Origin of the sequence: Streptomyces sp. NPDC048603 (genome assembly GCF_043199475.1) — a bacterium.
GTDB lineage: Bacteria > Actinomycetota > Actinomycetes > Streptomycetales > Streptomycetaceae > Streptomyces.
Map to the genome: position 1 here is coordinate 24,039 of NZ_JBICVY010000006.1, position 25,614 is coordinate 49,652.

30 protein-coding genes and 1 pseudogene are annotated in these 25,614 nt (G+C 72.8%); 13 read left to right on the forward strand and 18 right to left on the reverse strand.

From position 1 onward, the window contains the following. The 3 genes and pseudogenes from ACGFQ9_RS15655 to ACGFQ9_RS15665 form a co-directional block, all read left to right on the forward strand. A pseudogene (locus ACGFQ9_RS15655) lies at window positions 1–449 on the forward strand (hypothetical protein); the annotation flags it as partial. Between the two features lie 132 nt (window positions 450–581). After that, a complete protein-coding gene (locus ACGFQ9_RS15660; protein ID WP_393574331.1) occupies window positions 582–1,454 on the forward strand; it encodes an alpha/beta fold hydrolase in 873 nt (290 codons plus the stop codon). Between the two features lie 141 nt (window positions 1,455–1,595). Then, the gene (locus ACGFQ9_RS15665; protein WP_393574332.1) at window positions 1,596–1,748 is read left to right on the forward strand and encodes a hypothetical protein; all 153 of its coding nucleotides are present in this window, start codon (window positions 1,596–1,598) and stop codon (window positions 1,746–1,748) included. A gap of 77 nt (window positions 1,749–1,825) precedes the next feature. Here the strand turns inward: ACGFQ9_RS15665 and ACGFQ9_RS15670 are convergent, their stop codons facing one another. The 4 genes from ACGFQ9_RS15670 to ACGFQ9_RS15685 all read right to left on the reverse strand — a co-directional run bounded on the left by ACGFQ9_RS15670 (window position 1,826) and on the right by ACGFQ9_RS15685 (window position 4,928). Next, window positions 1,826–2,431: a MarC family protein gene (locus tag ACGFQ9_RS15670; RefSeq protein ID WP_393574333.1), complete on the reverse strand. Its 606-nt coding sequence runs from the start codon at window positions 2,429–2,431 to the stop codon at window positions 1,826–1,828. A 179-nt stretch (window positions 2,432–2,610) separates the two neighbouring features. Next, the gene (locus ACGFQ9_RS15675; RefSeq protein WP_393574334.1) at window positions 2,611–3,480 is read right to left on the reverse strand and encodes a PHP domain-containing protein; all 870 of its coding nucleotides are present in this window, start codon (window positions 3,478–3,480) and stop codon (window positions 2,611–2,613) included. A gap of 132 nt (window positions 3,481–3,612) precedes the next feature. Beyond that, window positions 3,613–4,257, reverse strand: coding sequence for a DUF6758 family protein (locus ACGFQ9_RS15680; RefSeq protein ID WP_393574335.1), 645 nt, complete (start codon window positions 4,255–4,257; stop codon window positions 3,613–3,615). Between the two features lie 86 nt (window positions 4,258–4,343). Continuing rightward, entirely contained in the window at window positions 4,344–4,928 is a 585-nt protein-coding gene (locus ACGFQ9_RS15685) for a suppressor of fused domain protein (RefSeq protein ID WP_393574336.1), read from the reverse strand. Between the two features lie 285 nt (window positions 4,929–5,213). On the opposite strand from ACGFQ9_RS15685, the gene ACGFQ9_RS15690 reads away from it, so the two are divergent. Beyond that, complete coding sequence (locus ACGFQ9_RS15690; protein WP_393574337.1) at window positions 5,214–6,332, forward strand: magnesium and cobalt transport protein CorA; 1,119 nt, start codon at window positions 5,214–5,216, stop codon at window positions 6,330–6,332. 116 nt (window positions 6,333–6,448) lie between these two features. After that, on the forward strand, window positions 6,449–6,955 hold the full coding sequence (locus tag ACGFQ9_RS15695) for a hypothetical protein (RefSeq protein ID WP_393574338.1): 507 nt from the start codon (window positions 6,449–6,451) through the stop codon (window positions 6,953–6,955). 1 nt (window position 6,956) lies between these two features. On the opposite strand, the gene ACGFQ9_RS15700 is transcribed toward ACGFQ9_RS15695, so the two are convergent. Both ACGFQ9_RS15700 and ACGFQ9_RS15705 read right to left on the reverse strand, forming a co-directional pair. Then, the gene (locus ACGFQ9_RS15700) at window positions 6,957–7,412 is read right to left on the reverse strand and encodes a hypothetical protein (RefSeq protein ID WP_393574339.1); all 456 of its coding nucleotides are present in this window, start codon (window positions 7,410–7,412) and stop codon (window positions 6,957–6,959) included. Between the two features lie 103 nt (window positions 7,413–7,515). After that, window positions 7,516–8,322 carry a hypothetical protein gene (locus tag ACGFQ9_RS15705; RefSeq protein ID WP_393574340.1) on the reverse strand — a complete coding sequence of 269 codons (807 nt, stop codon included), beginning with the start codon at window positions 8,320–8,322 and terminating at the stop codon, window positions 7,516–7,518. A 176-nt stretch (window positions 8,323–8,498) separates the two neighbouring features. Between ACGFQ9_RS15705 and ACGFQ9_RS15710 the strand changes: the two genes are divergently transcribed. The 3 genes from ACGFQ9_RS15710 (at window position 8,499) to ACGFQ9_RS15720 (ending at window position 11,668) form a co-directional block, all read left to right on the forward strand. Then, the gene (locus ACGFQ9_RS15710; RefSeq protein WP_393574341.1) at window positions 8,499–9,773 is read left to right on the forward strand and encodes a magnesium transporter MgtE N-terminal domain-containing protein; all 1,275 of its coding nucleotides are present in this window, start codon (window positions 8,499–8,501) and stop codon (window positions 9,771–9,773) included. 184 nt (window positions 9,774–9,957) lie between these two features. Beyond that, complete coding sequence (locus tag ACGFQ9_RS15715; protein WP_393574757.1) at window positions 9,958–10,464, forward strand: DUF1003 domain-containing protein; 507 nt, start codon at window positions 9,958–9,960, stop codon at window positions 10,462–10,464. Between the two features lie 43 nt (window positions 10,465–10,507). Beyond that, window positions 10,508–11,668: an Mrp/NBP35 family ATP-binding protein gene (locus ACGFQ9_RS15720; protein ID WP_393574342.1), complete on the forward strand. Its 1,161-nt coding sequence runs from the start codon at window positions 10,508–10,510 to the stop codon at window positions 11,666–11,668. Window positions 11,669–11,794: 126 nt separating this feature from the next. On the opposite strand, the gene ACGFQ9_RS15725 is transcribed toward ACGFQ9_RS15720, so the two are convergent. The 5 genes from ACGFQ9_RS15725 to sigE all read right to left on the reverse strand — a co-directional run bounded on the left by ACGFQ9_RS15725 (window position 11,795) and on the right by sigE (window position 16,227). Then, window positions 11,795–12,541 carry a hypothetical protein gene (locus ACGFQ9_RS15725; RefSeq protein ID WP_393574343.1) on the reverse strand — a complete coding sequence of 249 codons (747 nt, stop codon included), beginning with the start codon at window positions 12,539–12,541 and terminating at the stop codon, window positions 11,795–11,797. Between the two features lie 251 nt (window positions 12,542–12,792). After that, on the reverse strand, window positions 12,793–13,215 hold the full coding sequence (locus tag ACGFQ9_RS15730; protein WP_393574344.1) for a sec-independent translocase: 423 nt from the start codon (window positions 13,213–13,215) through the stop codon (window positions 12,793–12,795). 94 nt (window positions 13,216–13,309) lie between these two features. Next, the gene (locus ACGFQ9_RS15735; protein WP_393574345.1) at window positions 13,310–14,668 is read right to left on the reverse strand and encodes a S1C family serine protease; all 1,359 of its coding nucleotides are present in this window, start codon (window positions 14,666–14,668) and stop codon (window positions 13,310–13,312) included. 87 nt (window positions 14,669–14,755) lie between these two features. Next, window positions 14,756–15,448 (reverse strand): anti-sigma factor family protein, encoded by a 693-nt coding sequence (locus ACGFQ9_RS15740; protein WP_393574346.1) that lies wholly within the window; start codon window positions 15,446–15,448, stop codon window positions 14,756–14,758. After that, entirely contained in the window at window positions 15,445–16,227 is a 783-nt protein-coding gene (sigE, locus tag ACGFQ9_RS15745; RefSeq protein ID WP_393574347.1) for an RNA polymerase sigma factor SigE, read from the reverse strand. Before sigE ends, ACGFQ9_RS15740 begins: the two co-directional genes overlap by 4 nt. Before the next feature lie 134 nt (window positions 16,228–16,361). Here sigE and ACGFQ9_RS15750 point away from each other — a divergent pair, with 134 nt between their 5' ends. Continuing rightward, window positions 16,362–17,024, forward strand: coding sequence for an O-methyltransferase (locus ACGFQ9_RS15750; RefSeq protein WP_393574348.1), 663 nt, complete (start codon window positions 16,362–16,364; stop codon window positions 17,022–17,024). Window positions 17,025–17,197: 173 nt separating this feature from the next. Here the strand turns inward: ACGFQ9_RS15750 and ACGFQ9_RS15755 are convergent, their stop codons facing one another. After that, entirely contained in the window at window positions 17,198–17,365 is a 168-nt protein-coding gene (locus ACGFQ9_RS15755) for a DUF3117 domain-containing protein (protein ID WP_003966491.1), read from the reverse strand. Window positions 17,366–17,687: 322 nt separating this feature from the next. Between ACGFQ9_RS15755 and ACGFQ9_RS15760 the strand changes: the two genes are divergently transcribed. Beyond that, a complete protein-coding gene (locus ACGFQ9_RS15760; protein WP_393574349.1) occupies window positions 17,688–18,491 on the forward strand; it encodes an enoyl-CoA hydratase/isomerase family protein in 804 nt (267 codons plus the stop codon). A gap of 84 nt (window positions 18,492–18,575) precedes the next feature. Here the strand turns inward: ACGFQ9_RS15760 and ACGFQ9_RS15765 are convergent, their stop codons facing one another. Together ACGFQ9_RS15765 and ACGFQ9_RS15770 are read right to left on the reverse strand one after the other, a co-directional pair. Then, a complete protein-coding gene (locus ACGFQ9_RS15765; RefSeq protein ID WP_393574350.1) occupies window positions 18,576–19,166 on the reverse strand; it encodes a DNA-3-methyladenine glycosylase I in 591 nt (196 codons plus the stop codon). Then, window positions 19,163–19,477 carry a DivIVA domain-containing protein gene (locus ACGFQ9_RS15770; protein WP_393574351.1) on the reverse strand — a complete coding sequence of 105 codons (315 nt, stop codon included), beginning with the start codon at window positions 19,475–19,477 and terminating at the stop codon, window positions 19,163–19,165. The genes ACGFQ9_RS15765 and ACGFQ9_RS15770 overlap by 4 nt, the downstream gene beginning before the upstream one ends. A 112-nt stretch (window positions 19,478–19,589) precedes the next feature. On the opposite strand from ACGFQ9_RS15770, the gene folP reads away from it, so the two are divergent. After that, on the forward strand, window positions 19,590–20,450 hold the full coding sequence (gene folP, locus ACGFQ9_RS15775; RefSeq protein ID WP_393574352.1) for a dihydropteroate synthase: 861 nt from the start codon (window positions 19,590–19,592) through the stop codon (window positions 20,448–20,450). A 58-nt stretch (window positions 20,451–20,508) separates the two neighbouring features. On the opposite strand, the gene ACGFQ9_RS15780 is transcribed toward folP, so the two are convergent. Both ACGFQ9_RS15780 and dapE read right to left on the reverse strand, forming a co-directional pair. Then, window positions 20,509–21,264 carry a TIGR00730 family Rossman fold protein gene (locus tag ACGFQ9_RS15780; RefSeq protein ID WP_393574353.1) on the reverse strand — a complete coding sequence of 252 codons (756 nt, stop codon included), beginning with the start codon at window positions 21,262–21,264 and terminating at the stop codon, window positions 20,509–20,511. A gap of 64 nt (window positions 21,265–21,328) precedes the next feature. Further along, complete coding sequence (dapE, locus tag ACGFQ9_RS15785) at window positions 21,329–22,408, reverse strand: succinyl-diaminopimelate desuccinylase (RefSeq protein ID WP_393574354.1); 1,080 nt, start codon at window positions 22,406–22,408, stop codon at window positions 21,329–21,331. A gap of 84 nt (window positions 22,409–22,492) precedes the next feature. On the opposite strand from dapE, the gene ACGFQ9_RS15790 reads away from it, so the two are divergent. Then, on the forward strand, window positions 22,493–23,455 hold the full coding sequence (locus ACGFQ9_RS15790) for a hypothetical protein (RefSeq protein WP_393574355.1): 963 nt from the start codon (window positions 22,493–22,495) through the stop codon (window positions 23,453–23,455). Between the two features lie 183 nt (window positions 23,456–23,638). After that, on the forward strand, window positions 23,639–23,977 hold the full coding sequence (locus ACGFQ9_RS15795) for an ATP-binding protein (protein WP_393574356.1): 339 nt from the start codon (window positions 23,639–23,641) through the stop codon (window positions 23,975–23,977). Window positions 23,978–24,083: 106 nt separating this feature from the next. Here ACGFQ9_RS15795 and dapC read toward each other — a convergent pair whose 3' ends face one another. Then, complete coding sequence (gene dapC, locus ACGFQ9_RS15800) at window positions 24,084–25,181, reverse strand: succinyldiaminopimelate transaminase (RefSeq protein ID WP_393574357.1); 1,098 nt, start codon at window positions 25,179–25,181, stop codon at window positions 24,084–24,086. Between the two features lie 95 nt (window positions 25,182–25,276). After that, window positions 25,277–25,606 carry a ferredoxin gene (gene fdxA / locus ACGFQ9_RS15805; RefSeq protein ID WP_393574358.1) on the reverse strand — a complete coding sequence of 110 codons (330 nt, stop codon included), beginning with the start codon at window positions 25,604–25,606 and terminating at the stop codon, window positions 25,277–25,279. Window positions 25,607–25,614 lie beyond the last annotated feature (8 nt).

A 25,614-nucleotide genomic window follows, 5' to 3' on the forward strand; every position in this document is an offset into this window, starting at 1 on the left:
CGAAGCCGCGCCGGACCCGGACCCGCAAGACCGCGGAGGCGGCCCCGGCCGCCGAGGCCGCCCCGGTGACCCCGGTCGACGGGGAAGCCCCCGCCGCACCCAAGCGGACCCGCACCCGCAAGGCCGCCGTGGCCGAGGCCCCGGCCGCCCCGGTGGCCGAGGAGGCCCCGGCGAAGCCGCGCCGGACCCGGACCCGCAAGACCGCGGAGGCGGCCCCGGCCGCCGAGGCCGCCCCGGTGACCCCGGTCGACGGGGAAGCCCCCGCCACACCCAAGCGGACCCGCACCCGCAAGGCCGCCGTGGCCGAGGCCCCGGCCGCCCCGGTGGCCGAGCCGGTCGCCGCGCGCCGTCCGCGGATCCGCAAGCCCGTGGTCCCGGAGACCCCGGAGCCGGACTTCCAGATGGCTCCCCCGGTCGAGCCGCCCCGCACCCGCCGCCGCACCCGCTAGACGCGGCCCGGCACCCCCCGAAGGCCCGGACTTCCCCCAGGGAAGCCCGGGCCTTCGGCCTTCTCGCGGGCGGCCGCGCCGTCCCCGGCCGTTCTCGCCCGGCCGGTGCGAACCGGCCGGTAACCTCGTGGCATGAGCAAGCCGCCGCGCCTGACGCTGCCCTCGTCTGCCCGTGCCCGCCGCCTGGAGACCGCCCGTGGCGGGTTCGCCGTCCATGAGGCCGGCGAGCCGTCCAGGGGCACCGCGCTGCTGGTACCCGGCTTCACCGGCAGCAAGGAGGACTTCATCGGGCTGCTGGAGCCGCTGGCTGGGGCCGGGTACCGGGTGGTCGCCGTGGACGGCCGGGGCCAGCACGAGAGCCCCGGTCCGCGCGAGGAGTCGGCGTACTCCCTGGACGAGCTCGCCCGTGATCTGCTCGCCCAGGCCGCCGCACTCGCCTCGGAGGGTCCGGAAGGCTCGCCCCTGCACCTGGTCGGGCACTCGCTCGGCGGACTGGTCTCCCGCGCCGCCGTGATCCGCGACCCCGCGCCCTTCCGCAGCCTCACCCTGATGAGCAGCGGCCCCGGCGCGATCTGTGAGGACCAGCAGGCCCGTACGAAGCTGCTGGTCGCCGCGCTGGAGACGATGCGCGAGGACATGCCGGGGGTCTGGGCCGCGATGCGCGCGGCGGACCCGGAGGACGCCGTCCCGGACTCCCCGGAGCTGGCCGCCTTCCTGCGCGACCGCTGGCTGGGGACGGTCCCCGAGCAGCTGATCGGCACCGGCCGGGTGCTGATCTCCGAGCCCGACCGGGTCGCGGAACTGGCCGGGGTGCCGCTGCCGAAGCTGGTGCTCTCGGGGGCTTCGGACTACGTCTGGCCGGTGGCGCAGATGGACGACATGGCCCGGCGGCTGGATGCTGCGCGGGTGGTGATCGAGGGGACGGACCACTCCCCGAACGCCGAGGACCCTTCGGCGACGGCCGCGGCACTGACCGCGTTCTGGGAGTCCGCCTACACCGCCTGAACGCCCTCACGAAGCACCCGGACCGCTCGCGTCCCACGCCGATCATTAGCCAGTGAAAAAATTTCTTTAGCGTAGGGAATGATTTCGTTCTATCCTTCGTTGGACCCTCTGCAAGGAGAACACTGACGAAGGGAGAAGCCCGTGCGCTTCGAGATTCTGCGCCTGGACGACGTCGACGGAACCGCCGTGGACAGCACCGTCGTGGACGCGGCCTCCGTCAACCGGATCGTGCAGCAGGCGGCGGCGATCGGCCAGCGCATCCTCATCCGGCCGGCCGAGTCCGCGTCCGCCTGAGCACCCACGCGACGAAGGCCCCGCTCCCGGTCAGGGAGCGGGGCCTTCGACCGTTGTGGAGGCCGGGCACGACCGGGTCAGGCGGCCTCGACCACCTGCAGCACACCGTTGATGATCTGCTGGACGGCGATCGCCGACAGCATCATGCCTGCCAGCCGGGTCACCAGGACCACGCCACCGTCACGGATCACCCGAATGATCACCAGCGAGTACCGCATCACCAGCCACAGCACCACGTGCATGGCCACGATCGCGGACCACACCGAGACCTGCCCGCCGAAGCCCTGCGCCTTCTGCACGGCGAGGATCACCGAGACGATCGCACCCGGACCGGCCAGCAGCGGCATGCCCAGGGGGACGAGGGCGACGTTGACGTCCTTGGTCTGCTTCGGCTCGTCCGTCTTGCCGGTGAGCAGGTCCAGTGCGATGAGCAGCAGCAGCAGACCGCCCGCGATCATCAGCGCGGGCACGGAGACGTGCAGGTAGTCGAGGATCTGCTGGCCGCAGAGACCGAAGACGGCGATGACGCCGAAGGCCACGCAGACCGCCTGCCAGGCCATCCGGCGCTGGACCTTGACCGGCCGCCCGGACGTCAGGGCGAGGAAGATCGGAGTGATCCCCGGCGGGTCCATAATCACAAAAAGGGTGAGAAAGAGGGATCCGAAGACCGCGAAGTCGAACACGAAAGATGCCTTGCAGGAGTGGTCGTACAAGTGGAGTGGAAAGGGCGCAGCGGTGCGCCGACACGGGTGTTCCCGTACGCGCGACAGCTCCGGCGCAGGGGCGGGGCGGTCCGGTGCGGGCCCGGCACACGTCTCTCAGGACGCGTGCGGCACCCGGCGGAGGCCCGGTACGCGGAGGGTCAGCGGGCGGCGGCGGTTCCGCCGGTGCCCATCACCGGGAACGCGCCGGTCGCACGGCGCGTGATCTCGCCGTAGACCTCGGGGTCGGTCGTGTACTCCCCGAGGCGGCAGGTCTTGCGGCTGCCGTGGTAGTCGCTGGAGCCGGTGACGAGCAGGCCCAGCTCGTCCGCGAGGCCGCGCAGCCGTACGCGGGTGGCGGTGTCGTGGTCCATGTGGTCGACCTCGATGCCGTCCAGGCCCGCGGCCGCCAGCTCGGCTATGGCGCTCTCCGGCACGCACCGGCCGCGCTTGACGGCGGCCGGGTGTGCGAAGACGGTGACCCCGCCGGCCGCCTTGACCAGCCGGATCGCCTCGAACGGGTCCAGCTCGTGCTTCTCGGCGTACGCGCGGCCGCCGTCGGCGAGCCAGTCCGGCGTGAACGCGGCCGAGACGTCCGGCACCACGCCCAGCTCGACGAGGGCGGTGGCGACGTGCGGCCGGCCCACCGAGCCGTCGCCGGCGATCCGGGAGACCTGCTCCCAGGTGACCGGCACGCCGAGGTCCTGCAGCTTGCCGATCATCGCCAGGGCCCGGGGGGTCCGGTCGTCCCGGACGAGCTCGCGCTCGCGGGCGAGCTCCGGCTCCTCGGGGTCGAAGAGGTAGGCGAGCATGTGCAGCCCGATGCCGTCGAGACGGCAGGACAGCTCGGCGCCGGTGACCAGGGTCAGGCCGGGCGGCACGGCCGCGACGGCCTCGGCGTACCCGCCGACGGTGTCGTGGTCGGTCAGCGCCACCACGTCCAGCCCGGCGGCGGCCGCGTTGCGGACCAGCTCGGCGGGGGTGTCCGTACCGTCGGATGCCGTGGAGTGGGCGTGCATATCGATGCGCACAGCACGGCTCCAGGGGGCAGGACGGACGGGGACACCTCAGGATACCGGTGAATCGGCCATGTCACGGCGCCCGGACCGGCCGCGGCCGGGACCGCGGCCCAGGCCCGGCGAGGGCCGGGCCGGGCCCCGGTTTCAGTCGGTGGCGAGGATGCGGGGGCTGAGGGCACCGCAGGGGACGAGTTCGACCTCGGCGCCCGCGTCCCGCAGGTCGGCCAGCACCAGTTCCTCGTACATCAGCAGACCCGACTGTTCGGGCCAGACCACCGCCCACAGCCAGATCCCGCGCGCCTCTCCCACGAACACGGCCCGGTCCTCCGGCGCACCGGAGACGTGCCAGAGCGGGGTCGGCCGGCCACCCGCGATCACCTTGGCGTCCGGCGACCGGGACACGTTCAGGTAGGCGCCGGGATCGGGGCCGTCGATGCCGGCGTACCGCGCACCCAGGCCCACCCCGAGCTCCTCCGCTACGAGCACCATTTCGCCCATGCCGCCCACCGGCCCGGGGCCCGAGCAGGCCACCGCCGTGGCACGGCCGCCGCTGCGGTCGTCCCCCGCGGCGGCGACCCCGGTGAACAGCCAGCCGATCGGCAGCGGCCACGGCATCCAGACCGGCACCCTGGCGCGGGCGACGATCACTCCGAGCCCTTCGACGCTGGGCGGCACGACCGGCTGCAGGGGTTGGACGGCGCCGTGCACGGCGCACTGCCAGGAGTCGGAGAAGAGACCGGGCGCCCTGACCCGGCTACCGCACTTCGGGCAAGACGGTTCGCCCCTCATAAGAAGCCACGTTCCTCTCCGGCCGGTGCCGCGTCAAGGGACGATCACCCGTCCGGATGCCAACCGCACCCCTTCGGGGCCCGGTCTCAGTCCAGGGCGACGGTTCCGCGCCGGGGATCCCGCAGGTCCGTGCCACGGGCCAGCCAGCGCTCCTGGAGCGCCGGCGCGCCGTGCACCCGCTTCCAGGCCGCCTCGTTCGGCGTCATCGGCAGCAGCGGCAGGAACCGTACGGGCTCCATGGGCTCGTCCAGTTCGAGATCCTCGACCAGCCCGCCCGGCTCGGCCACCAGGACGGAGCTGAACGGCGCCCCGGGCCACAGCGGTTCACCGAGGTCCAGTGACGCGCCGGGGGCCACCACCAGCCCCTCCACCTGCGGGCTGGCCGCCAGCACGGCCAGCGGACGGAGCACCTTGTCGGTGTCCGCGAGACCGGCCCGGACGGTCAGCAGCAGCTCGGCGCGCGGGCCGCGCACCGGGTCGGCCACCACCGCCGTGGGGTCGCCCATCGGCTGGGCGGACATGCCGAGGGTCGCGTACCGGACGAGGTCGCCCGCGGTGAAGCGGAGCACCTCGATGCGGTCGGTGCCGAGGAAGGTGACGGCGGCGCGGGCGTCGGGTTCGCCGAGCGAGGTGCGCAGCCGGGCTTCGACAAGTGCCAGGAGATCTGCCATGCCGCGAGCATAGAACTCATATGAGACGGGTAAAGGGAGGGTTTTGACCACCTGTCGGCTGATAGTGTTGACCGCTGGATTGGGACGTCCCTTACGGGGGACCGGCCGGAGGAGGTGGGGCTGCGATGGATCGAAGTCGATCGGGCAGTACCGGCCACCACGTCTCCCGTCGTCCTGTTCCTTCCGCCGCCCTGCCGCGGTAGCGCGTTCCGCGCCGTCGTCCCGCGAAGGGCCCGCCGGAAGGTCTCCCACCCGCACGGTCAGCGCCGTGCGTAGGAGCCAGCCATGTCGATGATCCGTGACCTGCGCGCAGTCGTCCGTCCCGCCCTGCGCAAGTCCACTCCCGTTCAGCCCGGGTACGAGAGCACCCGCGACCGCTCCGCGACCAGCGCCGTCGTGGACTGCGCGGTGTACCGCGACGGCCGCCGGCTGCCGCAGGCCGCCTGCCCGACCCCGCGCGCGGCGATGCGCGAGGTACTCAAGGACGGCGGCTTCGCCTGGATCGGCCTGCACGAGCCCACCGAGGCCGAATTCGCGGGAATCGCCGCCGAGTTCGGGCTGCACCCGCTGGCCGTCGAGGACGCGGTGCACGCCCACCAGCGGCCGAAGCTGGAGCGCTACGACGACACGCTCTTCGCCGTCTTCAAGACCATCCACTACGTCGAGCACGACGAACTCACCGCCACCAGCGAGGTGGTGGAGACCGGCGAGGTGATGTGCTTCACCGGACGGGACTTCGTCATCACCGTCCGGCACGGCGGGCAGGGCTCTCTGCGGGGTCTGCGCCACCGCCTGGAGGACGAGCCCGACCTCCTCGCCAAGGGACCCTCTTCGGTGCTGCACTCGATCGCCGACCACGTGGTCGACGGCTACATCGCGGTGGCGGCAGCCGTGCAGGACGACATCGACCTGGTGGAGAGCGAGGTCTTCGCGGCACCCGCCGGGAGGGGCGCGCCGCGCGGCTCGGACGCGGGACGGATCTACCAGCTCAAGCGTGAGGTACTGGAGTTCAAGCGGGCCGTGTCGCCGCTGATGCGGCCGATGGAGCTGCTGAGCGAGCGGCCCATGCGGCTGGTGGACCCGGACATCCAGAAGTACTTCCGGGACGTGGCCGACCACTTGGCGCGGGTCCACGAGCAGGTCATGGGCTTCGACGAGCTGCTGAACTCGATCCTGCAGGCCAACCTGGCACAGGCGACGGTGGCGCAGAACGAGGACATGCGGAAGATCACCTCGTGGGCCGCCATCATCGCGGTGCCGACCATGATCTGCGGCGTGTACGGGATGAACTTCGACCACATGCCGGAACTGCACTGGAAGTACGGCTATCCGATGGTGATGGCCGCGATCTTCGGCGCCTGCTTCACCATCCACCGGACGCTGCGGCGCAACGGCTGGCTGTAGGGGCCGCCCTCCCCCTTCCCCGGCCACCTGGGCACCTGGGCACCTGGGCACCGGGGCACCTGGCCACCTGACGGACGGCTCCGGGTACGCCGCACACCGTCGCCTACTCTGTGCGCATGACTCTCAGCGCACTCGAGCTGGCCCTCGTCGAGGAGGCCACCAAGAAGTCCGGCCTCATCTGGGTCCGGGGTACCGGCCCCGACCGGGCGCTCTGGCACGCCTGGGTCGACGGCGCGGCGCACGTGCTGGGCGACGGGCCCGGGGAGCAGCCGTTCCCGGGACTGGCCGACGGGGGCACCGCCGAGGTGACCGTCCGCAGCAAGGACAAGGGCGGCCGGCTGGTGGCCTGGACTGCCCGGGTGAGCGAACTGGCGCCGGGCAGCGAGTCCTGGGAGGCGGCGGTCGCGGAACTCAAGGGCAAGCGGCTGAACGCGCCGGACTCGGAGCAGATGACGGAGCGCTGGGCGCGCGAGTGCCGCCTGCTGCGCCTGGAACCGCAGTCGGCCGGCACCGACCTCCCGGCGGGCTCGCTGGCCGCGGCTCCCCTCCCTTCCCCGGGCATCACCCGCCGTCCCATCCCGGCGGGCCTGCCCAAGCTGCTGCTGAAGCGCAAGAAGAAGTAGCTCACTTCTTGCAGGGGAAGGTGACCTGCTCGCTGCGGGCGCTCTTCTTCTGGTCCGGCAGGTGGAGGGTGACGTACCCGCTCACCGCCTTGGCGTTCTTGGGCGCCGGCAGGTCGAAGACCTGCAGGATGACCTGGGTTGCGGTGCCCGGCCCGAAGGCGGCGGACCCCGGGGAGACCGGGGCCCGGCCGGTGCCCACCGTCCAGTGGTAGCGGACCGTGCCCGGCCCGGTGGCGGTGATCTTCCCGTCGAAGGCCATGGCCACGGGCTTGCCGTTGCATTCGACGGCCTCCCCCGACTTCAGCAGGGTGACCACCTCGACCTTGGTGACCTTCACGGCCTGTACGGCCCCGCCCGTCCCCGCGGTGCCGGCCTGCGCCGCGTGGGCGGGAGCGAGGGCCACCGGGAAGACGAGGAGCGGGGCTGCGAGGAGCATGAGGTGTCGGCGCCGGTTCATCGTGCCGCCTTCCGCAAGAGGAAAGCCCCCGATCTCGGACCTTCAGGATATCGGCGTACCCGCCGGGCGGCCGGGCCGGGCGGGTACGGCTCGGCCGCCGGGGTCAGCCCCGGGAGGGGTCGGAGCCCTGGCCGGAACCCGAGCCGGAGCCGGAGCCCGACCCCTGGGAAGTGCCGGTGCCGCGCGTGGTCGGCAGCTGGGAGCCGTAGTCCACCGTCTGGTCCTGCGGGGGCGCCTCGATCTGGAACTTCGTCCCCCAGTCGGCCAGTTCGACCGTCCCCGCTCCCCCGGCCCGCTCCATCCGCAGCGGATACGGCGTGCCCTCCAGCGACACCGTCAGCCGGCCGCCCGCGCCCTTGTCCGCCGTCACCATGACCGACCGGGTGTGCCCGACCGTGGTGTACGCGGCGCCCTTCGCCAGCTTCCCGTGCAGCCCCAGCAGCCCGTCCAGCATGACGTCCATGTCCGTGAAGCCGCGCAGCTGCTTGTACGAGGGGTCGCCCTCGGGCACCTTCACGAACTTGTCGCCGAGCTTCCCGGCCGCCTCCGACTGCCCCCAGAACGCCGCGTCGGCCTTCAGGTAGAGCTGCTCCCCGACCCGCAGCAGCCGGAAGGTGCTGTCCTTCGACTTCACCTCGCCGGAGCCGCCGTCCGACTTCAGCCGCATGTCCAGGGTGAAGGACTTGCCACCGCTGACCACCGTGCCGGACAGCCGCACCGAGTCGGCGCCGTCGGCCGCCGCCCGGGCCTTGTCCTCGATCTGCTCGGCGGACAGCTTCCCGACCCCGTTGGTGCCCTTGTCCGGGTCCTCCTTCTCCGCACAGCCGGTGCCGCCGAGGGCGAGGCCCGCGCACAGGGCCCCGGCGAGGGCGGCCCGGCGCAGCCGTGCGGCGGGGAAGCGGTCGGTCACGGGCGGGTACCTCTCTCGTCGTCGTTGCCAAGCAGCAGGCAGCGTACCCGCCCGGGGTTCGCCCGCCGGTCCCCGGGCGGGCGCCCCACCAGCGCGGATCGGTGTGCCACGGGCTAGCCTGAGCTGCACGACCCGGACAGGACCCCGCCCACGACCACGTTCCAGGAGGCGCTCGGATGGCTGCAGGCGCCCCGCGGATCTTCGTCTCGCACCTGTCGGGCGTACCCGTCTTCGACCCCAACGGCGACCAGGTGGGCCGGGTCCGCGACCTGGTCGCGATGCTGCGTGTCGGCGGCCGCCCGCCCCGCATCCTGGGTCTGGTCGTCGAGGTGGTCAGCAGACGCCGGATCTTCCTGCCGATGACCCGGGTGACGGGCGTCGAGGGCGGCCAGGTGATCACCACCGGTGTGGTCAACATGCGCCGCTTCGAGCAGCGCCCGACCGAGCGGCTGGTCCTCGGGGAACTGCTGGACCGCCGGGTGAAGCTGGTCGAGGGCGGTGAGGAGGTCACCGTGCTGGACGTGGCCATCCAGCAGCTGCCGGCCCGCCGGGACTGGGAGATCGACAAGATCTTCGTCCGGAAGGGCAAGGGCGGCGCGCTGCGCCGCCGCGGCGAGACCCTGACCGTGGAGTGGTCGGCGGTCACCGGCTTCTCCCTGGAGGAGCACGGCCAGGGCGCGGAGAGCCTCCTCGCGACCTTCGAGCAGCTGCGCCCCGCCGACCTGGCGAACGTCCTGCACCACCTGACGCCGAAGCGGCGCGCCGAGGTGGCCAGCGCCCTGGACGACGACCGGCTCGCGGACGTGCTGGAGGAGCTGCCGGAGGACGACCAGATCGAGATCCTCGGCAAGCTGAAGGAGGAGCGGGCCGCCGACGTCCTGGAGGCGATGGACCCGGACGACGCGGCCGACCTGCTCTCCGAACTGCCCGCGGACGACCAGGAGCGGCTGCTGACCCTGATGCAGCCGGAGGACGCGGCCGACGTGCGCCGCCTGCTGTCGTACGAGGAGAACACCGCGGGCGGTCTGATGACCACCGAACCCATCGTGCTGCGCCCGGACGCCACCGTCGCCGACGCCCTGGCCCGGGTCCGGCAGGCCGACCTGTCGCCGGCGCTGGCCGCGCAGGTGTACGTGTGCCGGCCGCCGGACGAGACCCCGACCGGCAAGTACCTGGGCACGGTCCACTTCCAGCGGCTGCTGCGCGACCCCCCGTTCACCCTGGTCAGCTCGATCGTGGACGCCGACCTGCCGCCGCTGCGGCCGGACGCCTCGCTGCCCGCCGTGACCAGCTACCTCGCCGCGTACAACATGGTGGCGGTGCCGGTGGTCGACGAGAGCGGCTCGCTGCTGGGCGCGGTGACCGTGGACGACGTACTGGACCACCTGCTGCCGGACGACTGGCGGGAGACGGACTTCCACTCGGAGGAGGCGACCGGGCGTGGGCAGTGAGCGCGACGACGCGCGCGAGCGGCGCCGGGAGCAGCTGCGGGAGCGGCGCGAGCAGGCCGGCCGGCAGGCGCGCCTGCACGCCCGCGCGCACGGGCTCGCCGAACGGGAGAGGGAGCGGGAACGCGAGCGGCCGCGGTTCCGGGACCGGGGCGAGGAGGCCGCGGAGCGGACGGGTTCGAGCGCGCTGACGCGTTCGCGGGTCCGGCTGGACCTGCCGCGGGCGCCGCGCCGGGCGATCCTCCCCACGTACGACCCGGAGGCGTTCGGCCGGTTCTCCGAGAAGATCGCCCGGTTCCTCGGCACCGGCCGGTTCATCGTCTGGATGACGCTGGTCATCATCCTGTGGGTGCTGTGGAACATCTTCGCGCCCTCGCACCTGCGGTTCGACGAGTACCCGTTCATCTTCCTGACCCTGATGCTGTCGCTGCAGGCCTCCTACGCCGCCCCGCTGATCCTGCTGGCGCAGAACCGGCAGGACGACCGGGACCGGGTCACCCACGAGCAGGACCGCAAGCAGAACGAGCGGTCGATCGCGGACACCGAGTATCTGACGCGGGAGATCGCGGCGCTCCGGATGGGTCTGGGCGAGGTGGCGACCCGCGACTGGATCAGGTCGGAGTTCCAGGACCTGATCAAGGAGATGGACGAGCGGCGGCTGTTCCCCGCGGAGAGTGACGAAGGCGACCGCTAGCGGGCTTGGATCCGGCGTGCTACCGGGCCGTACCATCGAGGGCATGGCTACCGACACACCCGCTGCCGCCACGCCCGAGCAGGACGCGATCCTCGACGCGCTGGCGACGGTCAACGACCCCGAGATCCACCGGCCGATCACCGAGCTCGGCATGGTCAAATCGGTGGAGATCGGCGACGGCGGCGCGGTCGCCGTCACGGTCTACCTGACCGTGTCGGGCTGTCCGATGCGCGACACCATCACCAAGAACGTGTCCGAGGCCGTGCTGAAGGTCGCGGGCGTCACCACGGTGGACGTCTCCCTGGACGTGATGAGCGACGAGCAGCGCAAGGAGCTGGCCACGGCGCTGCGCGGCGGCCAGACCGAGCGCGAGGTGCCCTTCGCGAAGCCGGGTTCGCTGACCCGGGTCTACGCGGTGGCCTCCGGCAAGGGCGGCGTCGGCAAGTCCTCGGTGACGGTCAACCTGGCCGCGGCGATGGCCGCGGACGGCCTGAAGGTGGGCGTGGTCGACGCGGACATCTACGGGCACAGCGTGCCGCGGATGCTCGGTGTGGACGGCAGGCCCACCCAGGTCGAGAACATGATCATGCCGCCTTCGGCGAACGGCGTGAAGGTCATCTCCATCGGCATGTTCACCCCGGGGAACGCCCCGGTGGTGTGGCGCGGCCCGATGCTGCACCGCGCGCTGCAGCAGTTCCTGGCCGACGTCTTCTGGGGCGACCTGGACGTGCTGCTGCTGGACCTGCCGCCGGGCACCGGTGACATCGCGATCTCGGTGGCGCAGCTGGTGCCGAACGCGGAGATCCTGGTGGTCACCACCCCGCAGCAGGCCGCGGCGGAGGTGGCGGAGCGGGCGGGCTCGATCGCCGTCCAGACCCACCAGAAGATCGTCGGCGTGGTCGAGAACATGTCCGGGCTGCCGTGCCCGCACTGCGACGAGATGGTGGACGTGTTCGGCACGGGCGGCGGCCAGCTGGTGGCCGACGGCCTGACGAAGACGGTCGGTGCGACGGTGCCGGTGCTGGGCCAGATCCCGATCGACGTCCGCCTCCGCGAAGGCGGCGACAACGGCCGCCCGGTCGTCCTCGCCGACCCCGACTCCCCGGCCGGCTCGGCCCTCCGCGCCATCGCCGGCAAGCTCGGCGGCCGCGCCCGCGGCCTGGCGGGCATGTCCCTGGGCATCACCCCGCGCAACAAGTTCTGACACCCCGCCCCGGTGTGGGCAGGCGTCCCGCAGGGCGGGACGGGTGGGCACACCGGGACACGGGGCCGCAGGGATCGCGCAGCGTGTACACGGCCACCGCTCAGGCGGTGGCCGTTGCCGTAGCCCCTACTGGTACCCCGCCAGATCGGTCTGCGCGAACGCCAGACCGTACGCGCTCATGCCGCGTCCGTACGCCCCGACGTGGACCCCGGCCTGCGTCGACCCCGCGAGCACCCAGCCGAACTCGGACTCGCGGTAGTGGAACGGCGTCGGCACACCGTCCACCGGCAGCGACAGCGTCGACCAGTCCGGCCCCGCCAGATCGTCGGCCAGCTCCCACGCCGCCTCGGTCTGCTGGTCCAGCCAGTCGCCGCGCCGCTGGTGGTCCATCTGCCCCGGCCAGGTGAAGGCCAGCAGCCCGGAGCCGGCCAGCCATGCGGCGGAGGAGACCGAGGTGGCCTCCAGTACGCCGGTGCCGTCCCCACTGCGCCGCAGCGGGTTGCTGGCGACCGTGATCACGACCGCGAAGCGTTCCTTCTCGCCGGTGGCGATCTCGCCCCGTACGGACGGTTCGTCGCCGTGCCCGACCGAGCCGTGCTCGACGGCGCCGTCGGCGCCGGTGCCGACCTGCATCAGCCAGCGCGGCCCGGTGAACGCCTCGTCCAGCCCGTACCAGGGGAAATCGGCACCGAGGAAGCCCTCGGCGGCCCGCCGGGCGGTCGGCAGGGGCTGCGGCGCCGCAGCGGTCTGCGTCCCGTCCTGCGGCTGTGCCGGTGCCCCGGCGGGCGCGGGCGCCTGTTGCTCCGGCTGCGGAGGATCGGCCTCCTCCGCGGCGGGCTGCGCCCCTACCCGGCTACTACTGGTGGTCTCCATCTGCGCGGCCTCTCGTTCCGTGGGATCCGGAACGGCCCTCCCCCTCGCTTCGCTCGGGGGTCTCCCCGGTGGAGCCAGGGGGCACCCCCCACCCACGGGCGGCCTGCGTCCGGACAGATGGAGAGAATAGCCATCCGTCCCGCCCTGACCGGGCAAGCGGCGACAGAACCCCCCGGGTGGCCGTCATGCCGCGCCGTCCCGGCGGGCTCCGCCGCGGCCGTGGACGGGCCGTCGGCGCGGCCGCGGGTCCCTCAGGTCGCGTCCAGGTCGTACGCCGTCGGGCGCGGCGCGGCGGCGGGGCTCCCGGGCTTCTTCTCCAGGCTGGTGGCGGCCCCGGGCGCGGGCGACTCCGTCTCCCGGCTGTTGACGGCGTCGGTGACCTCGTCGAGTTCCTTGCGCAGGTCGAAGCTGCTGCGGATCTCCTTCAGGTCCTCGTTCTCGGTCAGCTGCTTGCGGATGAACGTCTTCGGGTTCAGGTCCTCGAACTCGAAGTCCTTGAAATCGGGGCCGAGTTCGGAGCGGATGTCCTGCTTGGCGCTGTCCGAGAACGCACGGACCTTGCGGATGAACCCGGTGACGTCCGAAATGACCTTCGGCAGCTTGTCGGGGCCGAAGACGAGGATCGCGAGCACCACGATGGTGACCAGCTCAAGGCCGCCTATGTCGTTGAACACCTTGCCGCTCCTCGGCTCTCATCCTGCGGGCCCCGACAACGGTACCCGGCGTTCTCCCTCCGGCGACACCTCGCTCCACCCATATCCGTGGTTGTCACGAGCCGTTCGCCGAACCGAGGGTGAGTTCGACGGTCCGTTCCCGGCCGTCACGGAGCAGAGTCAGGGTGAGGGGGTCGCCGGGGCGGTGTGCGCGGATCTTGATGATCAGCTCGTCCTGGCCGTGAACGCGCCGCCCGTCCACCCGGGTGATCACGTCGCCTGCCTCGATCCCGGCCCGTTCGGCCGGGCCGCCGGCCGACCGGCTGCCGACCCTGGCTCCGTCGCCCTCGTACCGCATGTCCAGGGTGACTCCGATGACGGGGTGCGTGGCGCGCCCGGTGCGGATGATCTCCTCGGCCACGCGTTTGCCCTGGTTGACGGGGATGGCGAAGCCGAGGCCGATGCTGCCGCTCTGCTGCTGCGCGCCGGTGCCGCCCTTCTCGGCGCCCCGGATGGCGCTGTTGATGCCGATCACCCGGGCCCGGGCGTCGAGCAGTGGGCCGCCGGAGTTGCCGGGGTTGATCGGCGCGTCGGTCTGCAGGGCGTCGACGTAGCTGACGTCGCTGCCGTCGCCCTTGTCCCCGCCCGCGGTGATGGGGCGGCCGGTGGCGCTGATGATCCCCGAGGTGACGGTGTTGGAGAGGTCGAACGGCGCGCCGATGGCCACCACCGGGTCGCCGACCTTCACGTTCTCGGAGTTGCCGAGGGCGAGCGGGCGCAGGCCCCGGACCCCGTCGACCTTGACGACCGCGAGGTCGTAGCCGGTGTCGCGGCCGATGAGCTCGGCCGCCACGCTCTCGCCCGTGCTGAAGGTCACGAATATCCGCTTGGCACCGGCGACCACGTGGTTGTTGGTGAGGATGTGGCCGTTGTGATCGAGCACGAAGCCGGTTCCGGTGCCGCCTCCGGCACCGCTGCCGCCGCTGACGTGGAGGGTCACCACTCCCGGCAGGGCCGTGGCCGCGATCCCGGCCACGCTGTCGGGGGCCCGGTCCCTGTTCTCCGGTGCGGCCTGCGGGAGCTCCAGGCGGGTGGACGCCTGCCGCTCGGCGAGGACGCCGGCGTAGCCGCCGATGCCGCCGGCGAGCAGGGCGATGCCGACGCCGGCGGCGACCAGGGTCCGGCGGCGGGGTGCGGACGGGGGACGTCCGGCGTCGAAGACCTGCAGCGGCGCCTGCGGCACCTCGCCCCAGGGGTCGTACCGGGGCGCCGGCACCGCGGCCTGCCGCTCCCCGGCCGCTCCGCCCGCCTCCGCTGCCTCCGGCACCTCCGGCGTCCCGTGGGCCGCTGCGGCCGGGCCGGAGCGGTCTCCCGGCCCGGCGGGAGGTGTCCGCGCCGGGCCGTCGGGCCGGCTCCACCACACCGGGGCCTGCTTGGCAGCCTCGGTCGCCTCGGTCGCCTGACTGTCGGACATGGGCACTCCCCGTACGTCACGCGCCGGCGGACGGCGCATCTGCGGAGGATTCAACCAGGTCCGCCGTCCGCGCCGCGGCCGGTCGGGTCAGCGGCCGAGGCGGGCCGGGTACGCGGTCGGGGACGGTGGGAGGGGGCCGGGCCGGGCCGCCGGGCTCCAGGCCGTGGCCAGGGCGGGGCCGGCCGCGGCGGGGCTGGGGGCGCGGCCGTGCAGGGCCATGTCCGCCGTCACGACGGCTCCGCCGGACATGGGGAGCACCCCGCCCGTCATCGCCGGCCGGCTCGACGGGGTGACGCTCGTTCCGCCCTCCCCGCGCGCGTTCGGCTCGACACGGGTCTCGATCGGCAGGGACCCGCCGAGCGCGATGGCCGCGAGGGAGACGGCGCCGGCGGCGACGAAGGCGAACCTGCGGCGGGGGCGTGCCCCCACCTCATGGATCGGGAAACCCTGCCGCGGCCGCGACGCGGGCGGCGCGGCCGGCAGCGCGAACGCGAAAGGGTCCGCGCCCGGCATGCCCGGTCCGCCCGGCCCCGCGGGCTGTCCGGGCAGGCCCTGCAGACGTGCCAGCAGGGCGGCCGGCGGTGGCGGCGGCGCGGTCTCCACGAACAGGGCCTTCAGGCGTCGCTGCGCGTCCGCCTCGGCCTTGCAGCGGGCACAGGTCGCCAGGTGCGCGAGCACCCGCTCGCGCGCGTCATGGCTCAGCTCACCGTCCACCAGCGCGGCGAGCCGGTCGCCGAGGTGCGCTTCCGCCGGTGACGGCGAGGGACTGGCTCCGGTCACTCGGTCCCGCCTCCTCCCCCGAACCGGCCGAGGACACCGGTCCCGCCGACCCCGGCCAGCGCACGCTGCTCCGCCCGGGCCTCGGGGGAACGGTGCTTGAGCGCCTTGCGCAGGTGGGAGCGGCCGCGGTGGATCCGGCTGCGGACCGTACCGAGCTTCACGCCGAGGGTGGCGGCGATCTCCTCGTACGACAGGCCCTCGATGTCGCAGAGCACCACGGCGGCGCGGAACTCGGGCGCGAGGGTGTCCAGCGCCTGCTGGACGTCGGCGTCGAAGTGCGTGTCGTGCAGCACCTGCTGCGGGGACGGCTCGCGGCTGGGCAGCCGCTCCGCGGCGTCGTCGGCGAGCGCGTCGAAGCGGATCCGCTGCTTGCGGCGGACCATGTCGAGGAAGAGGTTCGTGGTGATCCGGTGCAGCCAGCCCTCGAAGGTGCCCGGCGTGTAGGTGGAGAGGGAACGGAAGACCCGGACGAAGACCTCCTGGGTGAGGTCCTCGGCGTCGTGCTGGTTTCCCGTCAGCCGGTAGGCGAGGCGGTAGACGCGTGCGCTGTGCGTGCTGACGATCTCCTCCCATGAGGGAGGGGTCCACGCCTGGGAGCCCGCATCGGCGAAGCTCGCGGTGGTTGCGGCGGCGGCGGAGTGGAAGCGGTCAGCATTGTCGGTCACGGATTTCGGCTCACCCGCCGACCAGAAGAGGCGTCTGAACACGCCTCCACGATCCACAGGCGCAGCCGCACCTCCCCTATCGGCTCTGGTGGTGTCCAGTGGAGCCCCTACCATAGCCACCCCCTCCGTCAGCTCGGGATAAGTGTTTTTGCCCGAACTTTGCACGGGCCGGGGGACGAATACCCCCTCTCCCCCCTCAACGCCCGGTCCCATCTGCGGGTTCCCACCACCAGCGGATACAGTCACCGTTGCGCCAACTAAGGGGACAGGAGAGGGTCATTACCGGCAACCGGCAGACGAGCTGGGCGTTCGCCGACGCGTTTGTCGCCGAGGACGACGCTCTGCGGTGGGCCCGCGACCGGGCGAGGGAGGCGGGCCTGCGCTCCGTCTCCCCCGGCACCGGGGCCGCGCTGCGCCTGCTCGCCGCCGCCGCCGACGCCAAGGCCGTCGCCGAGATCGGCACCGGAACCGGGGTCTCCGGCATCCACCTGCTGCACGGCATGCGTCCCGACGGCGTGCTCACCACCGTGGACCCCGAGCCCGACCGGCAGGCGTTCGCCCGGCAGGCGTTCCGGGCGGCCGGCTTCGCGGGCAACCGGGCCCGGTTCATCCCCGGCCGGGCGCTGGACGTCCTGCCCCGCCTCGCGGACGGCGGGTACGACCTCGTGTTCTGCGACGGCGACCCGTTCGAGTCCATGGACTACCTAGCTGAATCGTTGCGCCTGCTGCGCCCCGGGGGGCTGGTGTGCTTCGAGGGGGTCTTCTCCGACGGCCGTACGGTCGACTCGGCCGCCCAGCCCGCCGAGGTGCTCCGGGTCCGCGAACTGCTGCGCGCGGTACGCGAGAGCCCGGCCCTGGAGGCCGCGCTGCTGCCGGTGGGCGACGGCCTGCTCTGCGCCGTACGGCGCTGACGCCGTCCTACGGCGGACCCGGCCGGGGCGGAAAGCGCCGGAGTGGCTGATCGGGCGCGCGGGACACGCCGCGGCCCACACGGCGGTGACGCGCCGGGCGGACCGGACACAGCACTGCCCCGGTCGCGCGGGGCGACCGGGGCAGTGTGCGAAATTCAAAGGGTGCCGGCGCTTCAGCCGACGACCTTCTTCAGGGCGTCGCCGAGGGCGTCGGCCTCGTCCGGGGTCAGCTCGACCACGAGCCGACCGCCGCCTTCGAGCGGTACGCGCATGACGATGCCCCGCCCCTCCTTGGTCACCTCGAGCGGGCCGTCACCCGTCCGCGGCTTCATGGCCGCCATGCTCGTTCCCCTTCCTGAAACCAGCTCATCGTCAGCCGACGGCCCCATTCAGGCGCCTAGTACCCGGCATCGAACACATTGCTTCCCGGCCATTATCCCGCATGTCAGGACCCGATGACCAACATCAGCCGGGAACGCTTGCGCAACGCGCTCTTCCAAAACCACTCATTTCGGGGATCCGCCTGCGATACTTCGCCCCCGCCACCGGGGCAGGGGCGCCCTGATCTTTGATGCACATCACACGAAGTGGCATGCCGGGGCACCGGAGGTTCCGCCATGCTGACCGGAGACGACACCCGCGACGAAGGGGGAACCCCGCACCATGGCCGACAGCGTGCTCTACGAAGTGACCGACGGACTCGCGACGATCACGATCAACCGCCCGGACGCGATGAACGCGATGAACACCGAGGCGAAGGTCGCCCTGCGGGACGCGGTCGAGGCGGCGGCCGAGGACACCGCGGTCCGGGCGGTCCTGCTGACCGCGGCCGGCGGCCGCGCCTTCTGCGTGGGCCAGGACCTCAAGGAGCACGTCGGGAACCTGCTGTCGGACCGCGAGTCCGGCACCTCGCTGACCATGAACACGGTCGCCGAGCACTACAACCCGATCATCCGGGCCCTCACCTCGATGCCGAAGCCGGTGGTGGCGGGCGTGAACGGCGTGGCGGCGGGCGCCGGCTTCGGGTTCGCGCTGGCCGCGGACTTCCGCGTGGTCGCCGACACCGCTTCCTTCAACACCTCCTTCGCCGGGGTGGCGCTCACCGCGGACTCCGGCGTGTCCTGGACCCTGCCCCGGCTGATCGGCGCCTCCCGGGCGTCCGACCTGCTGCTGTTCCCGCGCTCGCTGAAGGCGCAGGAGGCGTACGAGCTCGGCATCGCCAACCGGGTGGTCCCGGCCGACTCCCTGGCCGCGGAGGCGGCCGCGGTGGCCCGGACGCTGGCCGACGGCCCGACGGTCGCGTACGCGGCGATCAAGGCCTCGCTGGCCTTCGGGGCCTCGCACTCCCTGTCCGACAGCCTGGAGAAGGAGGACGCCCTGCAGACCCTGGCCGGGGCCTCCGAGGACCACTCCATCGCGGTGGCCGCCTTCCTGGCGAAGGAAGCCCCGAAGTACCTGGGCCGCTAAGGCCTGTCCGACCCTGATCCGCCGGACAGGCCCCGGTCGGCCGACCGGCCGTGGCCGCCTCCCGGGCCCGCGGGGCGGTCGCGGTCAGCCGCGGGTGCGGGAGGCGCAGGCGGAGAGGTGGTCGTTGACCAGGCCGCAGGCCTGCATCAGGGCGTAGGCCGTGGTCGGGCCGACGAAACGCAGGCCGGCCTTCTTCAGGGCCTTCGCCAGCGCCGTGGACTCCGCGGTCACCGCCGGCACCTCCGAGGTGCTGTGCGGTGCCGGGGCCGGCTCCGCCGGAGCGTGCGACCAGATCAGCCGGTCCAGCTCCCCGGGCTCCCAGCCGGCCAGCACCTTCGCGTTGGCCAGGGTCGCCTCGATCTTCATGCGGTTGCGGATGATCGCCTCGTCCGCCAGCAGCCGTTCCGCGTCGCGCTCGCCGAACTCCGCGACCGCGGCGATCTCGAAGCCCGCGAAGGCGGCCCGGAAGCCCTCCCGCCGCCGCAGGATCGTCAGCCAGGACAGCCCCGACTGGAACGCCTCCAGGCAGAGCCGTTCGTACAACGCGTCGTCCCCGTGGACCGGGCGCCCCCACTCCTCGTCGTGGTAGGCGATGTAGTCCTCGGTGGCCAGGGCCCACGGGCAGCGCAGTGCCCCGTCCGGCCCCGGGGCGGCGAGGACGGCCGGTACGGTCACTCGTCCCCCTTGGAGAGGAGCGGGCGGGCCGCCGCGGCCTCCAGCGCGGCGATCCGCGCGTCCCGCGCCTCCAGCTCGGCACCGAGCCGGGCCAGCGCCTCGTCCACCTCGGCCATCCGGTAGCCGCGCGGGGCGACCGGCAGCCGCAGGGCGTCCACGTCGGCGCGCAGGACGGCCCGGTGCTCGGGCAGACCGTCCACGACCTGCTCGGGTGCCACCTCGGGCAGCACCGCCTCCTCACCGCCCCCGATCACCGCGAGGGTGACCGCTGCGACGACCACCACGAGCGCGATCAGCAGGAACCAGAACACGATCACTCCCTTTGCCGATTACGGCCGACGACGACACCTCAGGGGTCTCGATCGTCGCACGGACCCGCGGCGGTTAAGGTCGCAGGCGGACCGTCAAAGGAGGAAACAGGGGATGCTGCGACTGGGCAGGCGTGAGTTCGACACCCACGAGCCGGTGATCATGGCCATCGTGAACCGGACCCCGGACTCCTTCTACGACCAGGGCGCCACCTTCCGTGACGAGCCGGCCCTGGACCGGGTCGAGCAGGCGGTGGCCGAGGGTGCCGCGATCATCGACATCGGCGGGGTCAAGGCGGGTCCGGGCGAGCACGTGGACGCGGCCGAGGAGGCCCGCCGCACCGTCGGCTTCGTGGCCGAGGTGCGCCGTCGCCACCCCGACGTGGTGATCAGCGTGGACACCTGGCGGCACGAGGTCGGCGCGGCGGTCTGCGAGGCCGGGGCCGATCTGCTCAACGACGCCTGGGGCGGGGTAGACCCCAAGCTGGCCGAGGTCGCCGCCCGGTACGACGTGGGGCTGGTCTGCACCCACGCCGGCGGGGTCGAGCCCCGGACCCGGCCGCACCGGACCGAGTACGCGGACGTGATGGCGGACATCCTCCAGGTCACCGTGGGGCTCGCCGAGCGCGCGGCCGCACTCGGCGTCCGCCGCGACGCGATCATGATCGACCCGGGGCACGACTTCGGGAAGAACACCCGGCACTCGCTGGAGGCCACGCGCCGGCTGGGCGAGATGACGGAGACCGGCTGGCCGGTCCTGGTGTCCCTGTCCAACAAGGACTTCGTCGGCGAGACCCTGGACATGCCGGTCAAGGAGCGTCTCCTCGGCACCCTGGCGACCACCGCCGTCTCGGCCTGGCTGGGCGCCCAGGTCTACCGCGTCCACGAGGTCGCGGAGACCCGGCAGGTGCTGGACATGGTCCGCTCCATCCAGGGCCTGCGCCCCCCGGCGGTCGCCCGCCGGGGGCTCGCCTGACGGGGCCCGTCCGACGGGCCCGCCGGCGGACCGCCGCGGGCGGGCCGGTCGGACGGGGCTACTTCGCGACTTCCTTGGTGACCAGCGCGATGGCCTCGTCCACGTCGTCGGTGACGTGGAACAGGAACAGGTCGTGCGGTGAGGCCTTGCCCTGCGCCACCACCGTGTTCTTCAGCCAGTCGACCAGGCCCTGCCAGTACTCGGTGCCGAAGAGCACGATCGGGAACCGGGTGATCTTCTGGGTCTGGACCAGGGTCAGCGCCTCGAACAGCTCGTCCAGCGTGCCGAGGCCGCCCGGCAGGACCACGAAGCCCTGCGAGTACTTGACGAACATGGTCTTCCGGACGAAGAAGTACCGGAAGTTCAGCCCCAGGTCGACGTGCGCGTTCAGGCCCTGCTCGAAGGGCAGCTCGATGCCGAGGCCCACGGAGATCCCGTTGGCCTCCCGGGCGCCCTTGTTGGCCGCCTCCATCGCGCCCGGCCCGCCGCCGGTGATCACCGCGAAGCCGGCGTCGACCAGGGCCCGGCCGATCCGTACGCCGGCCTCGTACTCCGGCGAGTCCGCCGGAGTACGGGCCGAGCCGAACACGCTGATCGCCGGCGGCAGCTCCGCCAGCGTCCCGAAGCCCTCGATGAACTCGGACTGGATGCGCAGCACCCGCCAGGGATCGGTGTGGACCCACTCCGTCGGCCCTGCCGAGTCCAGCAACCGCTGATCGGTCGTACTGCCCGCCTGCACCTGCCCCCGCCTCCGCAGCACCGGTCCGAGCTGCTGCTCCTCCGGCTTCCGGCGGCCGCTTTCAGGGTTGGCCATAGCGTGCTCCCTCCTGACGATCGTCCGGCAAGGGTAGGCGCACGAAGGTGGCCGGGAGCGGAATTCAGTCCGTCAACCAGGCACGGAGTCGTTCCTCGCAGTGGAGGATCGCCTTGGTCTCGACCCGCTCGTCGACCTTGTGGGCGAGGAGGGCGTCGCCGGGGCCGTAGTTCACCGCGGGCACGCCGAGGGCGCTGAAGCGGGAGACGTCCGTCCAGCCGAACTTCGGCATGGCGCGGCCGCCGACCGCCTCCATGAAGGCCGCCGCGGCCGGGTGGGACAGGCCGGGCAGGGCGCCGCCGGAGGAGTCGTCGACGACGAACTCCTCGACCGCGCAGTGCGCGAAGACCTCCTTCACGTGCGCCAGCGCCTCCTCCTCGCTGCGGTCCGGGGCGTAGCGGAAGTTCACGGTCACGGTGCAGGAGTCGGGGATCACGTTGTTGGCGACGCCGCCCTCGATGCGGACCGCGTTCAGGCCCTCGTGGTACTCCAGGCCGTCGATGACGGGCTTGCGCGGCTCGTAGGCGGCCAGCGTGGCGAGGATCGGCGCGGCCGTGTGGATGGCGTTGGAGCCCATCCAGCTGCGGGCGGAGTGGGCGCGCTCGCCGGAGGTGCGGAGCAGCACCCGCAGGGTGCCCTGGCAGCCGCCCTCGACCTCCGCGTCGGACGGTTCGAGCAGGACCGCGAAGTCTCCGGCCAGCCAGTCGGGGTGGGCCTCGGCGACCTTGCCGAGGCCGTTGAGGTCCGCGGCGACCTCTTCCTGGTCGTAGAAGACGAATGTCAGGTCGCGGTTCGGCTCCGGCACGGTGGCCGCGATGCGGAGCTGGACGGCGACCCCGGACTTCATGTCGGTGGTGCCGCAGCCCCAGAGCACGTCGTTCTCGTCCAGGCGGGACGGCACGTTGTCGGCGATCGGCACGGTGTCCAGGTGTCCGGCCAGTACGACGCGCTCGGTCCGGCCGAGGTGCGTACGGGCCACGACGTTGTTGCCGTAGCGGTCCACGGTGAGGTGCGGCAGCTTGCGCAGTGCTTCCTCGACGGCGTCGGCGAGGACCTTCTCGTCGCCGCTCACGGACGGAATGTCGACGAGCCGGGCGGTCAGCTCGGCGGCGTCCAGGGTGAGGTCGAGCTCGGATTCGGTCATGAGGCACCCTAACTCCAGGAGCTTTGGCCAAGGGGTCTCGTCCGGACACTGGACGTGTCGTCCGGCTCAAGTACGGTGGGCCGCGTGTCAACCGACGATCAGCAAAGACCGCGCTCCCGCCGCCGTCCGGCCCGCCTGGTGGCCGGCTCGCTGGTGCTGCTCGGTCTGGCCGGATATTTCCTGGTGCAGTACGACTCGACGGGTGGTGCCGGGGCTCCGCACTGCACCGTCCGGGCGGCGGACGGCTCCTCCGCGGCGGAGGGTTCGTCCTACGAACTCAGCCCGGAACAGGCGGCGCACGCGGCGACCATCGCGGCCGTCGGCACCTCCAAGGGGCTGCCCGAGCGTGCCGTGACGATCGCCATGGCCACGGCCATGCAGGAGTCCGCACTGCGCAACCTCGACCACGGCGACCGGGATTCGCTGGGGCTGTTCCAGCAGCGCCCCTCGATGGGCTGGGGCACGCCGGAGCAGATCAGGGACCCCGTGTACTCGGCGGGGATCTTCTACGACCGGCTGGCCAAGGTGCCGGGCTACTCGCGGATGCCGCTGACGGTGGCCGCGCAGAAGGTCCAGAAGAGCGGCTTCCCCCAGGCGTACGCCAAGCACGAGCCCGATGCCGTGCTGCTGGCCGCGGCCCTGACCGGACGCGCCCCGGCGGCACTGACCTGCAGCGGGCCGGCCCCGCGGACCCCGGGTGACCGGGCCGGGCTGGCCGCGCGGCTGGAGCGGGTGTTCGGCAAGGGCGTCCGGGAGGGCTCCGGCGCGGAGGAGGACGGCGCGCTGTCGGTGCCGCTGGTGCCGGCCTCCGGCATGGGGGCTTCCGGCGCGGTGCCCGGTGACGGGCAGCGCGGCTGGGAGATAGCCCACTGGGCGGTGGCGCACGCGCCGGAGCTGGGCATCGAGCGGGTGTCGTACGCGGGCCGGGCGTGGGTCGCGGGGAAGAACAAGGGCGCCTGGAAGGTGACCGGCGGGAGCGGGAAGTCCGGGGACGGCGACCCGCGGAACACCGACGAGCGGACGGTCCGGATCTTCCTGGCGAAGTAGCGGAGCGGCAGGATGGTGATCGCACGGCCGTTCAGCCAGTCACCTATCCGGGGCGGGGAATCGCGGTGCGGAGCCGATAAAACGACGCATTGCCAGGTCTTTACCCGGGAGTTCCGCAACCTCCGCCGCCCCTGGAGGAGTTGTTCACGGCGTAATCGGCAAGCCAACGCTAGGAGCACGCACATGTCCCTCCCCCTGACCCGCCGGATCGCCCGCGCCGCGCTGCTCGTCGCGGCCGGAGCAGCCCCCGTGGTCGTGGCGGCCGGATCGGCGAGCGCCGCGGGCGCCGAGGCCGCCGCCCTCCCCGCGCTCGGTTCGGTCGGTGCCCTGGACTCCGCCGGGGCCCTGGGCTCGGCCGGTGCGCTGGACTCCGCCACCGGCCTCGTCGGCGGCGCCACCCAGGACGGCGGCCTGCCGACCAAGCAGCTGCTCGGCGGTGTGCCGGCCGGGGACGCGCTGTCCGCCGTCCCCGCCGGGGACGCGCTGTCGGCGGCGCAGACCCTGCCGGCGCTCGGCGCCTGAGCCGGTCCGTCCCGCCGTACGGGCGCCGAAGCCGTACGGCACGCGGAGGGGGCCCGGAGCGTGCGCTCCGGGCCCCCTCGGGCTTGTCGGCGGGTCCCCGCCGGGCTCAGCCCAGGCGCTTGACCGCAGCCTCGACCCGCTCGTCGGTCGCGGTGAAGGCGACCCGGACGTGACTGCCGCCCGCCTCACCGTAGAAGTCGCCGGGCGCGACCAGGATGCCGAGGTCCGCGAGGTACGCGACGGTGTCCCAGCACGGCTCGTCCCGGGTCGCCCACAGGTAGAGGCTGGCCTCGCTGTGCTCGATCCGGAAGCCGTGCGCCTCCAGCGCGGCCCGCAGGGCGGCCCGCCGGGCGGCGTACCGCTCCCGCTGCTCGTGGACGTGCGCGTCGTCGCCCAGGGCCGCGACCGTGGCCGCCTGCACCGGCGCGGCGGTCATCATGCCGCCGTGCTTGCGGATCTGCAGGAGCTCCCCGAGCACGGCCGCGTCGCCCGCCAGGAACGCGGCGCGGTAGCCGGCCAGGTTGGAGCGCTTGGAGAGCGAGTGCACGGCGACCAGGCCCTCGAAGGAGCCGCCGCAGACGTCCTCGTGCAGGACGGAGACCGGGTCGGCCTCCCAGCCCAGCTCCAGGTAGCACTCGTCGCTGAAGACCAGGATCCCGTGCTCCCGGGCCCAGCCGACGATCCGCAGGAGATCCTCCTTCGGGAGCACCTTGCCGGTCGGGTTGGACGGGGAGTTGAGCCACAGCAGCCTGACCCGGGCCGGGTCGAGGTCGGCCACCGGGTCGTCGTAGACGACGGGCTCGGCGCCGCACAGCCGGGCGCCGACCTCGTACGTCGGGTACGCGAGCCGGGGGTAGGCGACCTGGTCGCCCGCACCGAGGCCGAGCTGGGTCGGCAGCCAGGCCACCAGCTCCTTGGAGCCGACCACCGGCAGCACGTTGTGGTGGGTGACCTCGCGGGCGCCCAGGCGCCGCTCCACCCAGCCGGAGATGGCGTCGCGCAGCGCGGGCGTCCCCCACACCGTGGGATAGCCCGGGGAGTCGGCGGCGTCGACCAGGGCCTGCCGGATCAGCTCCGGCACCGGGTCGACGGGGGTGCCGACGGACAGGTCGACGATGCCGTCCGGGTGGGCGGCGGCGGTCGCCTTGTACGGCTCGAGCTTGTCCCAGGGGAAGACGGGCAGACGGGACGATACTGCGGCCACGGTGCTGTGCTCGCTTTCTGCGGAGGGCTCCGGAGGGCTCCGGAAAACAAGCCCGGTCCTGGCGGCAGGACTGCCGCCAGGACCGGGATGGTGTGTCAGTGCCCGGCGTTGATGTCCGCCGGCTGCGACGCGACGAAGGGGTGGTCGCGCTCGATCAGACCGAGCTTGGAGGCACCACCGGGCGAACCGAGCTCGTCGAAGAACTCGACGTTCGCCTTGTAGTAGTCCTTCCACTCCTCCGGGGTGTCGTCCTCGTAGAAGATCGCCTCGACGGGGCACACCGGCTCACAGGCGCCGCAGTCGACGCACTCGTCCGGGTGGATGTACAAGGACCGCTGGCCCTCGTAGATGCAGTCGACGGGGCACTCTTCGATGCATGCCTTGTCCTTGACGTCGACACAAGGCTCCGCGATGACGTAGGTCACGCTCTGTT